This window comes from Spirosoma luteum DSM 19990, from assembly GCF_000374065.1.
GTDB classification, from domain to species: Bacteria; Bacteroidota; Bacteroidia; order Cytophagales; family Spirosomataceae; genus Spirosoma; species Spirosoma luteum.
Window position 1 is genome coordinate 1 of sequence record NZ_KB893262.1, and the last position, 14,112, is coordinate 14,112.

General features: G+C 47.5%; 17 protein-coding genes and 1 pseudogene. 7 read left to right on the top strand and 11 right to left on the bottom strand.

Annotated features, from left to right (window positions below):
• Positions 1-1,542: 1,542 nt before the first annotated feature.
• From B156_RS0115860 to B156_RS0115880, 5 genes are all read right to left on the bottom strand, one after another.
• Positions 1,543-1,863, bottom strand: coding sequence for a hypothetical protein (locus B156_RS0115860; RefSeq protein WP_018620739.1), 321 nt, complete (start codon positions 1,861-1,863; stop codon positions 1,543-1,545).
• A 201-nt stretch (positions 1,864-2,064) separates the two neighbouring features.
• The gene (locus tag B156_RS0115865) at positions 2,065-2,994 is read right to left on the bottom strand and encodes an NAD-dependent epimerase/dehydratase family protein (protein ID WP_018620740.1); all 930 of its coding nucleotides are present in this window, start codon (positions 2,992-2,994) and stop codon (positions 2,065-2,067) included.
• A 61-nt stretch (positions 2,995-3,055) separates the two neighbouring features.
• The gene (locus tag B156_RS0115870) at positions 3,056-3,418 is read right to left on the bottom strand and encodes a VOC family protein (protein ID WP_026260853.1); all 363 of its coding nucleotides are present in this window, start codon (positions 3,416-3,418) and stop codon (positions 3,056-3,058) included.
• Between the two features lie 291 nt (positions 3,419-3,709).
• Entirely contained in the window at positions 3,710-4,297 is a 588-nt protein-coding gene (locus B156_RS0115875; protein ID WP_018620742.1) for a polysaccharide deacetylase family protein, read from the bottom strand.
• 237 nt (positions 4,298-4,534) lie between these two features.
• The gene (locus B156_RS0115880; protein WP_018620743.1) at positions 4,535-5,212 is read right to left on the bottom strand and encodes a recombinase family protein; all 678 of its coding nucleotides are present in this window, start codon (positions 5,210-5,212) and stop codon (positions 4,535-4,537) included.
• A 103-nt stretch (positions 5,213-5,315) separates the two neighbouring features.
• On the opposite strand from B156_RS0115880, the gene B156_RS0115885 reads away from it, so the two are divergent.
• The 6 genes from B156_RS0115885 to B156_RS0115910 all read left to right on the top strand — a co-directional run bounded on the left by B156_RS0115885 (position 5,316) and on the right by B156_RS0115910 (position 8,860).
• Positions 5,316-5,750, top strand: a complete 435-nt coding sequence (locus B156_RS0115885) for a hypothetical protein (RefSeq protein ID WP_018620744.1) — start codon at positions 5,316-5,318, stop codon at positions 5,748-5,750.
• A gap of 438 nt (positions 5,751-6,188) precedes the next feature.
• Positions 6,189-6,653: a YpsA SLOG family protein gene (locus B156_RS29295; protein ID WP_018620745.1), complete on the top strand. Its 465-nt coding sequence runs from the start codon at positions 6,189-6,191 to the stop codon at positions 6,651-6,653.
• Entirely contained in the window at positions 6,653-6,874 is a 222-nt protein-coding gene (locus B156_RS0115895) for a DUF6965 family protein (RefSeq protein WP_018620746.1), read from the top strand. The genes B156_RS29295 and B156_RS0115895 overlap by 1 nt, the downstream gene beginning before the upstream one ends.
• A 7-nt stretch (positions 6,875-6,881) precedes the next feature.
• Entirely contained in the window at positions 6,882-7,091 is a 210-nt protein-coding gene (locus B156_RS0115900; protein ID WP_018620747.1) for a hypothetical protein, read from the top strand.
• Positions 7,092-7,137: 46 nt separating this feature from the next.
• Positions 7,138-7,689 (top strand): hypothetical protein, encoded by a 552-nt coding sequence (locus B156_RS0115905; protein WP_157627063.1) that lies wholly within the window; start codon positions 7,138-7,140, stop codon positions 7,687-7,689.
• Between the two features lie 283 nt (positions 7,690-7,972).
• On the top strand, positions 7,973-8,860 hold the full coding sequence (locus B156_RS0115910; RefSeq protein ID WP_018620749.1) for a DNA/RNA non-specific endonuclease: 888 nt from the start codon (positions 7,973-7,975) through the stop codon (positions 8,858-8,860).
• Between the two features lie 483 nt (positions 8,861-9,343).
• Here the strand turns inward: B156_RS0115910 and B156_RS0115920 are convergent, their stop codons facing one another.
• Genes B156_RS0115920 through B156_RS0115930 form a run of 3 tightly spaced genes read right to left on the bottom strand, consistent with a single transcriptional unit; the run spans position 9,344 to position 11,306 of the window.
• Positions 9,344-9,550, bottom strand: a complete 207-nt coding sequence (locus tag B156_RS0115920) for a hypothetical protein (protein WP_018620751.1) — start codon at positions 9,548-9,550, stop codon at positions 9,344-9,346.
• Positions 9,551-9,568: 18 nt separating this feature from the next.
• A complete protein-coding gene (locus tag B156_RS0115925; RefSeq protein WP_018620752.1) occupies positions 9,569-10,852 on the bottom strand; it encodes a Y-family DNA polymerase in 1,284 nt (427 codons plus the stop codon).
• Positions 10,836-11,306 carry a LexA family protein gene (locus B156_RS0115930; RefSeq protein WP_018620753.1) on the bottom strand — a complete coding sequence of 157 codons (471 nt, stop codon included), beginning with the start codon at positions 11,304-11,306 and terminating at the stop codon, positions 10,836-10,838. Before B156_RS0115930 ends, B156_RS0115925 begins: the two co-directional genes overlap by 17 nt.
• Before the next feature lie 270 nt (positions 11,307-11,576).
• Here B156_RS0115930 and B156_RS0115935 point away from each other — a divergent pair, with 270 nt between their 5' ends.
• Positions 11,577-12,803 (top strand): tyrosine-type recombinase/integrase, encoded by a 1,227-nt coding sequence (locus B156_RS0115935; RefSeq protein WP_018620754.1) that lies wholly within the window; start codon positions 11,577-11,579, stop codon positions 12,801-12,803.
• Between the two features lie 195 nt (positions 12,804-12,998).
• Here B156_RS0115935 and B156_RS32610 read toward each other — a convergent pair.
• The 3 genes and pseudogenes from B156_RS32610 to B156_RS0115945 all read right to left on the bottom strand — a co-directional run.
• A pseudogene (locus tag B156_RS32610) lies at positions 12,999-13,142 on the bottom strand (hypothetical protein); the annotation flags it as partial.
• Entirely contained in the window at positions 13,076-13,240 is a 165-nt protein-coding gene (locus tag B156_RS32215) for a hypothetical protein (protein WP_245563754.1), read from the bottom strand. The gene B156_RS32215 and the pseudogene B156_RS32610, both read right to left, overlap by 67 nt.
• A gap of 59 nt (positions 13,241-13,299) precedes the next feature.
• The gene (locus B156_RS0115945) at positions 13,300-14,037 is read right to left on the bottom strand and encodes a hypothetical protein (protein WP_018620756.1); all 738 of its coding nucleotides are present in this window, start codon (positions 14,035-14,037) and stop codon (positions 13,300-13,302) included.
• Positions 14,038-14,112: the final 75 nt, after the last annotated feature.

Below are 14,112 nucleotides of genomic sequence, written 5' to 3' on the forward strand. Positions count from 1 at the left end.
ATCCAGCACCTGACGTTTCCAATCGGTAATTTGTTGGGTATGAATGCCAAATTCGCTGCTGAGTTGGGGCAGCGTTTTGGCGCCCTTGAGGGCTTCCAGGACCACTTTGGTCTTGAAGGCAGCGTCGTGGACGCGACGGGTTGAGTTGGTCATTTTTAAACATTTTGTAGGTCGAAACTAATTGATTCAAGTTATCCTACCTGTCCAGTTTTTGGGGAGCATTATAATTTACTTACATAACAGGAGCAAATATGTGAATTTTGATAAGCTTGTGCATCATTAACGAGTATCTGAATACTGCTAATGAACAAGCCTAAGCAAATGCTATTTACGCTCTTATTTCTGTGGTTGGGGTACGCTAATGAATCGGTTAGAGCTCAACAAATTGATATTCCGGGCGTAACCGATATCACCAGCATTACAGCCACATCATCACCCGATTCAGCTAGTTTCGCCAAGTGGATAACTAAAAATTGGCGAGACTCTACATACTTCGTTCAACAGGTTACTAGTCAATTAGGCACTGTAACTTATCGAAGTGACTTGAAGGCCTATGTCATCTCGTGCGTCAATCCGAATGTAGTTTATACGCCTGACACAGCCGTTTGTGATCAATGGACGGGCGTTGTATGTAATTGGCCTAAAGCCAATAAATGGAACAATAAGGTAGTACACTTCAATGGTCGATACTTTCAAGCCCCTGGTGTAATGTTACGATACGGAGGTGAACGGATTTTTTATCTACATCTAACCGATATTCGATAAGGAGGCTGTTTTGTATTTCTCTCTGTAAATGATCATCACCTATTACACAGATATCTGTTATTAATCCCTTTACATAATCGTCACTTATACAACAGGCATTTATGATAAATCTAACTAAGGTTTACTTCATAGCCACATTACTGCTATCAACTATAGCAAGTCAGAGTTGTACAAAAAAGGCGGCTTCAACCATAACTCGTTCAACAGTAAAAGTTGATTCAACCCTGAGTAACCAGTCTCGATCTGCTCGTTCAACCCCAATGATAATTGACTCAGTAGTAGCTCCACTTGATACGAATTGCCATATAGATGGACCCGTTATTGCCCAAGCAAGAGACTTTGAAGGATACGTGTATTATCTGGGAACGACCAAACTATATAGTATAACCTATACTGTTCCCAATACCATAGATACACAATGGATCGGCTACGTCTGCAACATGCCTGAAGAATTTAAGCGAGGTTCATTAAAGGTTATGTTCAGCGGAAAATATTATCACGCTTACAAGCATATAAAACATCCTGGCATTGATGGACATCCTCAACTCTATCTCGTATTAGAGAAAATACGTATGATGTAAGGACAACTTGAAATTAAACTTTTTGAAGAAAGACTTCTATAACGAAGTCTAATCTTTTTTCACTTTAGTTTCACAACATAATTGGTAGTTATACAACGATCATAAAAATAGTACAAAATCAACTCGCATCGCAATTTTTGATATGTTGATTTTGTACTTTATGAAGAATATCACTTAATAGTTATTTTTACTTGAACTACTTTTTTGTTGTCACAAGCACGACGCCATTTTTGCCTTTTTGCCCAAATCGACTAATCAAATCATTGGTTGAAGCGGGTGAAAGGACTGTTATATTATCAATTTGATTAGGATTGATTTTTAGCCTACCCTGGCTAAGATCGCCGAAATAACCTTTCTCTACATTATCAACGATCAAAAGGGGTGGCCCATCAGCTCCTTTTAAGAATTGACTAGTGGTCGGTGAGGGAGGAATACCATTACTAACCTTGCTACAGCTAATGAAGCTAAAAGCAAAACAACCGAGTAAGGCGACTAGAATAGTATGTTTGAGTTTCATAGCCTAAGGTTCTTAGAGATAAGAGAATGGAATAAGTCCTTAAATATCAGAATAATACTGCTTTCAGGTACAAGCTAGTTAAGTATAATTTATAATTATTGACAGACGCGTTGTATAACTACCAATTATGTTATTCGATTAAAAGCAGATCTATTCAAAGAATAGCTAATGAACTAACTTGGAATAGGTTAAATTCGCTTTCTAAGAACTTGTCTGATTCAGCTTGCTCAAAACGGCTGGAATACCAATCTCGAAAGAACCATACTTCGGTTGCCACTTTAACTCTCGTTTGGCTTTCGCATTACTGACTCGGAACGAGCTGGTCAGCGATTTCACCAAAGGACCGCCGATCAATAATCCGATTAACCAAGGCGGAATACTACCCACCGACTTGACCCCTTGAGCGGAGGTGATCAAATCGACTAGTTGACGCAGAGGAATGGGTTTATTATCGACAATGTTATAAACCTCCCCGTACCGGCCATGAGTCAACGCCAACCCGAAGGCGCTGGCTAAATCGTCTACTTGAATTGGACTCCAGTAGTTTTGTCCTTTACCAAACACCCGAAGTTGGCCTTTTTTCAGCGTGTCATAGAACGACGTCTTGAATAGGCCACCAGGTCCGTATACGAAGCCAGGACTGAGCACCAGAAGTTTGAGCCGCTCTTTTTGGTGTAACTTCATCAGTTGAGTCACCACCCGAGCATGACCTTCTCCTAAAGGAGACGGCCTAGCCGGAGTGTGCTCATCAATCCACTCGGTGCCGTGGTCGCCATAATTGAAACAGCCACTAGTATAGATTAAGATTTTATCATGCTCAAGACAAGCTTTCGCTAAAGCGAGCGTCATCGCTTCATCGGCTTGATTAATTTTATCCTTGGTAGCATTGGTGAATCGTCCTTTCATCCCCAACTGAGCGGTCTGAATAACCGCATCAACAGTCGGCACAATGGGTAGATAGGTTTGGGGTGAAGTCATATCGCCCATCTGCGTATTCATTCCTTTCTGGGAGAGCGAAACGGCTTTGGCCGGATCGCGAATCAGCCCAATGACTTGATGCCCTTGCTGAAGCAATTCCTTGACGACTGCCGCCCCCACGAATCCCGTGGCCCCTGTGACAAACACATTCATATTTGCTGTTCTATAAGTGCCACTATGTTAATCGAATATCCAATGTAAGCTGACTCTAATTCTACGAAGAGACATGAATAAGCCCAATTTCGTTTCCATCAGGGTCATAGTAGCTTACTTTGCGGGTATTACTTTCGGGTCGTTCTTCTTTATTAGACTGGATGCCACGGGCTGCAATCTGGGAAACCACCGGTTCCAGGTCGGCCACCATCACATTTTGTATCGAGTGTCCGGCGTGTTGGGGCAACACGATCATGTAGATCATCAGGTGTTCGGCTACCTGCCAGACGGCTTCCACCTCGTTCGGGAAAAAACTGGGTTCACACCCGAAAAACCGTTGATACCAATCCAGCGACGCGTCATAATTTGACACCGCTATACCGGCAAACAGATCCTTTCCTTGCCCATTTAATGCGGGTTTCATTTCCTGTGACATAATCCATTCGATCTAATCATGAAAATAAGTAGATTTTTGGCATTAACTAAGTTATATAATCAACCGTTATGAAAAGCTAAATCGACTTTTACATAAATAAGCCGCTATATTCGCTTTATCAACAGGGAATTATAGATTCCCTAATGGTGTGGATAGAACGGGGCCGCCCGTGCGGCGGAAAGCAGACTAACAATGTTGGTCTGCTTTTTTGTTAAGCATGTAAAGTAATACAGATTGTAAGACAGACATTTGAACCCTTATACTGACGTATGACTAGCATTAAATTGCGCCTTTAAGCTGATCCGTTTTCTGGCGTAAATACGCCCTGATTTCCTGATCGTCTTCTACTAGCAGCTGTTGATGAATCGTTAGAAACCGGGCTTTCCGGGTGGCAAACCACTCGCTGGTCATAAACTCCCCCAGCCACTGACTGAAATCAAGTAACTCGGGTTGCTGGTGGGAATAGGTGAAGTACGCCGTGAAACCAGCCTGAGCCAAATTGGACCATTCATATTTTGGGAGTGGGTGAATGGGATGGCCAAAGAACTTATCCAGTACATACGTGTTGGCACAGAAAGTTTGCCAGATTTTGGCTTTGGCCTCGGCAAGCTTGCCCGACTTAAAGAGCAGCACTGCCCACTCAAACAAAAAGTCCGGAAAGCCAATATCATCGGGAAACGTTTTGGCAAACCAGCGGGTATAACCTAACCCCCCTTTGTAATCGGCCAGCTGGAGAGAATAGCGGGTAGGCAAATAACGCAGTCCCCGGGAATCATCATAGCCACCAAACTTCCGTTTTTCGGCCGCTAAGGCGCGTTTGATATCGGCTATCTTTTTGATGAGCCGCTGGCTCTGTTTGGGCGTCATACGTCGGGATAGTGGCTGGCTAAAACACCGACGAATATAGTGTCTTAGCCATCAATAAGTCAAGCCATTACCTTGGCTGATGAGATGGAAAAAGCAATCCTTATCAGGGGCACTTACCTGGGAAAAATCACAATGAACGGAGTCAATTTGTTGGTTAGAAAATTCAACACCTTCACCCCGCATCTTTGTTAAATACAATTAAGTGGATTTATAAACTCGTTCACGTAACCATTCCGGTTAGTTGAAAAGTGCCATAATACGTTGCACCTGCACGGCCTGAAATTGTTTCCCTCTACGGGTTCTGAAACCGTGCTCATTTAAGGTAGCCGCGATACCACTCCAGCTCGCTCCCGCCCCGCGCAGTGACCGGGCAAAGGCAGCCGCCCTCCGATTGTTCTCATGCTCGCGGGCATTCAGCTGCCGAACGGCCAGTCCCTTCTGCACCGCTAGGACCGTTAAATTTTCTGGTTTACCCAACACGTAACCAGCCCGTTTCTTTTCGGCCAGTGCTTTACGGGTACGATCGCCGATGACTTCCCGTTCGTGCTGGGCCATGGTGGCCATTACTCCGATGGTGAGCGTATTGGCCTCGGGCATATCGGCACAGACGAACTCGGCCCCCGAATCCCTTAATGTAAAAATAAAGGCTACGTTACGTGTTAACCGGTCGAGTTTGGCAATCAGGAGCACGGCTCCTTTTTCTTTGCAAAGCGCAATGGCTTTGAGCAGCTCAGGTCGGTTGTTTTTTTTGCCCGACTCAATGTCAGTGAACTCGGCGACAATTTCACCCCTGTTATAGATATAGGAATTAACGCTGGTACGCTGGGCCGAGAGCCCAAGGCCGCTGGCTCCCTGGCGCTGGGTCGACACGCGAAAGTAGGCCACGTACTGTTTGTAACTGAACGGGTGTTCCACGGCACAAAAGAAAGGTTAATAAGCCAAAGATAAGTCAAATTTACATTTTTCAAACGTCCGTTTAAAAAATGTAAATTACGAAAAATCCGGGTAGATTTGGGTCGTGAATACCCCGACCATCCAACCTCACCAACTTAGTACGGATTATAAAGTACTTATCGAGCACCTGGCCCTTTGCTGGGTGAGCGCTGATCTCTCACCCGAATGGTACTGGGAAGGCGAGCGGTTAGCCGAGCCGATCAGCTACCTGTACCTCGACTACCTGCGCTCCATCGGGAACCTGCTGCTAGCCACTCAGGACCCGGATCGTACCGAACAGATCTTTACGGCCGTGCTGAACCAGGCACAGGCGCTCGATAAATCTCCGCTCTGGGTGGAGCAGGAGTTAACTTTCGAAGGCATCATCGACGGAGCTGACCGGTCCGATTTTCTGCGGTTTGATCTGGAGCAGGCTATTCAGCACACCGATGGGAAGGTCACTGATGAACTGCTTGACCAATATAGTGAGCGGTTAAAACGATTTACCGACTATGACTAACCCGGAGCTATTTATATCGGTTTAGTTTTGACGGCACGTTTCAAGAAAGCGCTCAATAAACTTTTACAACCCGTACTAGAGGCCCTGGACTTGTAAAATTGATGATCAAATTCTGGCTGATGAATCAATCGCAGCTGCTAGACAGTAAGCGTTTATGATTATCCTTCGTTTAGTTCTGACTTTACTCTTTTTGCTACCTCTCTGGTTAGCCGTTGACACGCAGACTGTAACCTGCCGCACCAGCCAACATCCACACACGGTTAAACGTCCGGCTCCACGCACTGTTTACGTCTCTATTTGTGAGAGCCGTAGCGCGTATGCGTATCATAGAAGCAGATGCCGGGGACTGGCCCGGTGTACGCATGGGGTAAGTCAGATGACGGTTGCCCAGGCGCAGAACGTTGGCTATGTTCCTTGCAAAATCTGCTACTGACAACGATGCACCATCTTCAACGCGTTATCTCTGGTGGTCAGACCGGCATCGACCAACTTGGCCTAGAGGTGGCCAGGCAGCTTGGCATCCCCACGGGGGGCGTTGCCCCCAAAGGTTATTTAACCGAAACCGGCCCCGATCTGACACTACGTGATCACTACGGGCTGAGGGAACACGAATCGGCCCACTATCCACCCCGTACCCGCGCTAATGTCAGGCAGTCAGACGGGACGGTTATTCTGGGGGAGTTATCGGGTGGGACCAAATTAACACGGGCTACCTGCCAGAAAGAAGGTAAACCCTACCTGGTGAATCCCCCCGCGGACGAGTTGCGGACCTGGCTGGTCGATAAGCAGATCAAGGTGCTGAATGTGGCCGGGAACCGGGGAAGTAGATTACCATCAGAAGCGGTTGACCACTACCGACAGGTATTAGTAGACGCATTCACCAATCAGCCATCAATACCCTAATGGAAAGTAAAGAAGAACTGATCAACTGGTTCAAGGGGCGGGACTTACCCACCGGACATTTTCGCATTTCATCCTACGAAACAACCGACAACCTGACTAACCTGATCGAGCTGGCGCTGGCTAACATGGAGCGGGGCAATAAGACGTCACAGGCTGTACTCACCCGCGTTAAAGCAAAGCTGGAGCAGTCCGGTACCGAATCGACACCGGTGACGGCTTGACCGGATTATGAGCGCTGATGACAAACCCATAGAGTTGCCAACTGATAAAGTCGATAGTCGACGGGCTGCCCGTTCCGCTATTATCTGGTTGCTGATTGGTCTGGGTATTGGCTTGATCATGGGCTATCTGCTGTATGCTCTGCGGAATGATACGGTACAGCAACAGTACGAGGAGCACCTGCTCCGATACCACAACGATCCCAGGCCCCCGGCCTGACACTGGTCGGGTTTGAGCATTCTCCCACTACCTGTTACTTTCGGGCATGAACTATATGCTATGGATGGTAGTCCTGTTAACCGGGTGCGCTGGTTCGAAGCCGGTATCTTCCGGCCCGGACGGTGTGTATGCCGGTGTGCTTCCCACCAAAAACAACCTTGTCTTCTACCGGACCACCGTATCAAGGCGTGGTATACCTTCGGGGATGGCCGACAGCCGGGCTCGAGCCTGGTTTCAGACAGCAGGCCGGGCATTAAATGCGATGGAGCAGAAGCCCATCCGATACAAGACGGATTTGGTCTATCTGGCCACCCTACCCGGTCGCCGGTTTGCGGCTGATCCGGCTAACGACGAAGTGTTTATTCCTGCCTTACGCTTCTGGGTAACTGTCGATAACCGGGGGGATAGTACCCGCGTGTTTACTACGAACTACGAGGTACTGGATAAGACCAGGCATTACCAGCCGCTGGAAAAACAGGGGTATGATGCCCCACCCAAACAGCCCTGGGTGTCGATGTGGCTGGCCGACGTGGACGCGGCCGTGACGGAAATGATCCGCTCGCTGACGAACCGAATCACTCAGCCGGCTCCTCGTTGAAACCCGGGTCAGCCACCTTCGTTACGTCACGGTTGTGATCTTTTTTCCATTGGGTGGTGTACCGGGGGACATACACTGATCACGCTGGTCATGGGGTGGCGACCCCAACCCGAATTGCCCACTCCCTGGTAGGCGTAGCCAAACCGAACGATAACGAGGAGCGGGGATATAGTATTCCCCGCCCGTTTGGAGGAAAACAAAAAAGCAGTAACTGGATACGTACAAACTGACGGCTGAAACGGACGGGTTCGTTATCTTGCCACAAAACCCAACGTAATGAACGATGAAGACTTTTCGACTTAGCTTACTAAGCCTGGTATTGGCCGTCCTCTTATCGGATTGTAAGCAATCAGACCTCCCCCTTACTCCAGGCTCATCAATCCCTACCCGGGATAACAACCTGGCGCTGGGTAATCCATCGGGTGCTACCACAACCGAGGTCAATAACTACCTGCTTGACAAACAGACCTTCACCCTCAGCTATAATGCCGGGCGGGGTATTCCCAATTGGGTAAGCTGGCATCTGTCAACCGCCTGGAAGGGCAGCGCATCCCGTTACGGGGGTAGTTTCATTCCGGATGCCACCATACCGGCCAATGCCTACCCGGTCAAACACAGTGACTATACCAATACCGGCTTCGATCGGGGCCATATGTGCCCCAGCGACGATCGGGACTCGACGGCCGAGGAGAATAAGACCACCTTCCTGCTGTCAAATATTGTGCCCCAGGCTCCCCGTTTTAACCGGCAAAGCTGGCGACTATTAGAAGAATACACACGCTCCCTGCTGGCCGATGGAAACGAGTGCTACATCATTGCGGGCACCTATGGCCAGGGCGGGTCAGGCGATAACGGTACGGTGCAAACGCTGGCAGGCGGTAAGTTGGCCGTTCCTTCATTCTTATGGAAAGTAATCGTAGTGTTGCCGGTGGGCAGTAACGATGCACAACGGGTGGATACCCGGACCCGGGTGATAGCCGTATGGATGCCCAACACCAATGAGACAGGTGATCAGAAGTGGTCAAATTTCCGGGTTAGCGTGGACGCCATTGAAAAACAAACGGGTTATGATTTGCTGTCGGCCCTGCCGGTGGCCATCCAACAGGTGCTGGAAGCGGGAACCGACAATGCGTTTATTCAGTCGGTGTATCAACAGCCAACTGGTTGGTAAATTGATGGGTAGTTATCGACTACCGATGAAACCGCTCAGAAAACCCTAGCGTTGATTGAACCCATGGTTTTACTATCTTTCTAGTGGTCCCGCTCCGGTAGTGGTGCGGCATTCCGAAACGCCACTACGACGATGATTCAATTAACTATTTTCCACTGAAGCAACCAATAGCACTAATGACAATTGACATGATAAATCTAGCGCTCTCAATGGGGGAAATAATTTGTTTTATCATCCTATTGGCTTATCTGTGGAAGAAGACTGATTGGAAACAAGAGCGGGAATTTGAGCGGTTTATGCACAACATTGATTCAAAAAAACTACCTAAACATTCACGATCACAGAACCGATAGCGGTTAATCTTGGCTCGAAGTCAACAAGTCATTGTTCTTGTGTCATGGTAATTTTTAGGAGTTGTTTGGTTTGGGCATGGATTCCAATCAAGGGTAGCTGGCAACACGGCCAATCATGATTTGCCAGTGGCTATGGTAGTGGTTGTTTATCGGCCAACTTTTTCACATCGTCAGGGTTAACGAGTTTCGACTTCTGGTGTTTATTTCCATCGGGCTGAACCTTGAGTTTGCCCGATGACATCCAGGCAATTACGGTTGCTTTGTAGGATTTACGCGTGATATCGTTTTTGATGGGTGTGACCATCACCCGGTCCCCCGGCGCAATGACTCGGTTCATAACAGTGTTAGATTAAGCTCACGATGCTTCCAGTATATCTTCCCAGCGCGTCGTATACCGCTTGCTGAGATACTTCTGCTTCATGGGCCAATCGGGATTATACTGCTGAGAAGCCAGCCTGAGCTTATCCTGGCCATATCGCTGGTTTACCTTGTCAACGACTGACGATAGTGCCAGTAGCTTCTCATTGGGACCGTCTACGAATACGCCCTTTTGCCGGTAATCCCCGGGCACTAAATCCGATAGCATAATGCCCACCTTGAGGTAGTTATAGCCAAAGCGAAAGATGGCTTTAAGCCCCGATTCAGCGTATGTAAGTAGCTCCGTGGTTGAATTAGTGGGATGAGGTAAGGTAAGCGTGATGCTATTACTATACTGCTTAGCTGGTAACCCGTTGCCGGGTGTTTTGCGGAATCGATCGGTGTGTAGAAACACGGTAATCGCTCCGCATAATGAATCCTGTTTGCGTAGCTTCTCACAGCATCGGCATAAATGGGTAGTCAGGGCGTCGGCTAGGTTGGCCAGGTCGGGAATGAGTTTGCCAAAGCCAGGAGCCGTACAGATCGTTTTCCTGGCTGGTGGGTTTATCTCCAGCATGTGGCAGGGAAAGCCGCGCAGTTCATGCACCATACGCAATCCGTTCACCGTCATCAGGCTGTTAATCCAATCATCGGGCACGTCACGAAGTTGGGCCGCTGTATTGATGCCAAAGGCCTTCAGCTTGGCCGCGTAGCGACTGCCTACACCCCAAAGATCTTTTACCGGAAACTCAGAAAGTGCCTCCGCAATGGCTTCAGGGGTATCCAGTACGCACACCCCGTTTAGCTCCGGCGTTCTCTTGGCCAGTCTGTTGGCCAGCTTGGCCAGGGTTTTGGTTGGTCCGAAACCGACGCAAACGGGGAGCCTGAGCCACTGGTCCACCTTCTGCCTTATAGCTGTCCCTAAGTCCTGATAGGTTGGGTAAGTGCCCATATATTCCTCAATCCATAGAAACGCTTCATCAATCGAATACACCTCTACATCAGGCGCAAACTGGGTCAAAACGCTCATGAGTCTTGACGAAGTGTCACCGTAAAGCTCATACGCAGAAGAGAATACGACGATATCATGCTGCTCCCGAAGCTCTTTGGTTTCAAAGAACGGCTGGGCCATTTTTATGTTCAGGGCCTTCGCTTCATTGGACCTGGCCACAATATTTCCATCGCGGTTAGAGAGCACAATAATGGGTTTGCCCTCCAGGGTAGGGTCAAAACTGCGATGGGCACTGGCGTAAAAATTGTTCGCGTCAACTAAAGCGTACATACTTGGGCGGTTTAGAAACAATGAATGTGACCACACCTAGCACCCGAAATTGATCCTTACCCAGGTGGACGTAAATCGGCGGGTACTTCTCATTACTGGATTCAAGCATAATCATGTGCCCTTTGCGAACGAACCGCTTAACGCAGCAATCTCCATTGACCCAGGCCACCACTACGCTACCTGAAAACACCATCTTAACAGAATCCACAACCAGAATTGAACCCGGATAAATGTAGTCGCCAATCATGCTTTCGCCTACCGCCTTCACGAAATACGTGCAGTCGGGATGAACCACGCATAATTCGTCCAAACTTAGCTTTTCACGGATGTAATTCTCGGCGGGACTGGTAAATCCTGCGGAGACTAATGACTCATAAAACGGTAGCCGCCTGCGCCGGGCTGAGTTAACCAGGTAGATATTTTCGGATGGTATACGATCTAAGGTATCAATCATGGGCGGTCGGTGAATACTGCATCAAACCGCTATATTATACTTTTGTTATATATATTGCAAGTATCATACATCATCAACCTATTGGCTATTTTTCATTTCGGTCCGGCCGCTCGGTGGTCCGACTGGATAGCCGAGCAACTATGGCCTCGTTTTGTAGTGTAGACCGATAAGCCGAAGATTAAAAGAGATTAGTTTCAACAATTCATGGAAAACCTAATTTCCGAGATGTTGAAATTATACTTATCTTACTGCCTTACTGTCAAATGCTATATGGCAACCCGATCCACATCGATCATCGCTGGCAAGCCTGTCAACGAAACCATTCAGGTTGGTGAGCATGTGCTGACCGTAAGTCAGGCACTGAACTACTTTACTGCCTGGTTACCAAAGCCCGGTAACTATCCCCGGGTTGTCCGTCCGTATCTCCTGTTTTGTTTGGCCAATGCCTATCCCATTGACCGATTTAGTCTAGGTCTGTTTGCAGCAGGCCTGTCGGCAAATCGGGTGTCTCCCTTGCGGAAATTTCTATTGTTTTATCACACGCAGGGCACACCCCGTTTAGTCGCTGACCCGCCCCGCGCTTCGACAACGATTCCGGCCGCCAACGAATTGATCCTGGGCTTTCTCCACGATACGACCACCTTGCGGGGGGATGAGTCCAAAGATACCTATACCAAATCCCTCAACGCGTTCTTTCGCTACCTGGCCGATGAGCAACTGCAGGGCAGGCAAGCATCATTTGCCGGGCAGACCGTAGGACGCTATGTCGAATGGCTCAAAAATGAAGGGCTATCGGCCTTTACCGTCAATATCCGACTTTCAGCGATTAAGCAGTTAGCAGCCTGGGTGATCAAGAATCGCCATAAAGTGGGGGTATCAGCCGAGCAGGTAGATGCGTTGCGAGACGTAGCGGCCGTACGCGGTTTGACGACCGAACGCAAGTTTTATAAAGACAGTCTGCAACAGGCCGAGCGTGACGAGCTGCTTCAGGCGATTGACGATCCAATGGACCGGGCCATCGTAGCCTTGCTGGTGATTGAAGGACTGCGGACGGTCGAAGTTACCCGGCTTAAAGTGGGTGACATCGATTTTGAGCGCCAGCAGCTTTGGGTGAAAGGTAAGGGGAAAAATACAAAAAAAGACATCATCCTGTTCCCTACGTGCGCTCAGGCGCTGGACCTGTATTTACAGGAAGCTTACTATTGGCCCATTTCTACCCATGCAGGAAAAGCCTTGTTTCCTGCGTTGAAAACCCATCAAATTCGGTACCGGGTTGACAAATACTTGAAGCAATTAGCCCTGAAAAGGCCCCGCTTATCAGCTCATAGCTTACGCCACACAACGGGTCAGTTGCTGATTCAGGAAGGTGTTGAACCCATTCATGTGCAGCGGCACTTGCGGCATGAATTGTTCGAAACCACCCAATTTTACATCAAAAAACAAACCGAACAGGATTACTATGTAAAAATAGTGGTATCTAATAAGTCAGATGCATAAGGCTGTAATGAAGAAAATAACGTTAATCACTTAATACATTGTCTCGTTGTAAAAAAATATGTTTAATGCTTTGTTGCATTAAGCTTTTGTATTTATGTAACATTGTAACAAACGGCTTTTGCTCTTATATGAATTGGTACTGTAATTCAGGCATTATACCAATTAGCAGGGGATAGTTTGTAACTATTCAAGTAACTATTGACCATTGTTTTGACTGAGTATATCAATCGCTATTGGGGCCTCGGCAGGTAGACGTTGTACGGTTAACGCCATCATTGAAAGAAAATACATATTTTTTTGGCCTCGCTCAATTCGTGAAATGTAAGTTTGATCCAAGCCACATCGGTCAGCAAGCTCTTCTTGCGTAACGCCTTTTTAAAGCCTTCCTTTTTGACCGCTTTACCGAACGCCAGTGGAATAGAACTCTCCTTTATCATAGAAACAAAGTCCGGTAGCTCTTCGCGCTACAGAAATACCCGATAGGCTATCCTCCTGGTTACTCAGCAGAGCGAATGTATAAAGCGGCTTTACCAAAATTAACTCGATCCGTATACGTCTCCAATTCACGGTCGATGAGTTTGTTATCGTAGGGGACAGGTCGGGTGATGTATTTGGTATCAATAAAGATGATATTCAGCCGCTCATTGATTAGTTTTTCCGTACTCCGCTCGTCCGTACGCTGAGTATGCTTTAACATGTGCTCATTGGCCGTCCCCGTCTTGATCTCTTCCGTATCCTCAAAGTACCGGAATGAACAATACCAATAGCGATAATAGTGATGGTAATTCGATACACAGAATTGAAATTGATCGGGGGACTGGCGAATAGCGCGTAATAAACTATCAATATCCTGCAATTTCTGGTGTTGGCCCGGTGTCAACTCGTCCAGAAAGGATCGGGCATACAAATTATCGCGTTGCTCCTTCAGAATATCGTGGGCTGAGTCGGGTTTGATACCCCGGTCAATCTTATACTTATGCTTGTTATAAAAAGTAAGGGAGATGGCTGGCCGCTCGAAATTAACCAGTTTCAGATTTTTGAAGGGTTTTCCTGGCCTATAATAGGGTCTGAACAGCTCCATTTGCTCGGCGGGTACAAAGTAGTACTCTAGATCGGTCTCTTTGGGTAAAGCACTGACCTGATGAGTAAGTGGCTGTAAAAGAGTGGTGCAGGACTTTAGTAATTGACGAATTGCGGGTAAGGGCAGTAGGTCGGATTGCTTAGCTTTAGCCATACGGGTAAGGATTAGTAAAATATAGACTCCTATTTCCCTGCAAGGTAAATAGTTATATGTAAATTTCCTTTTTTA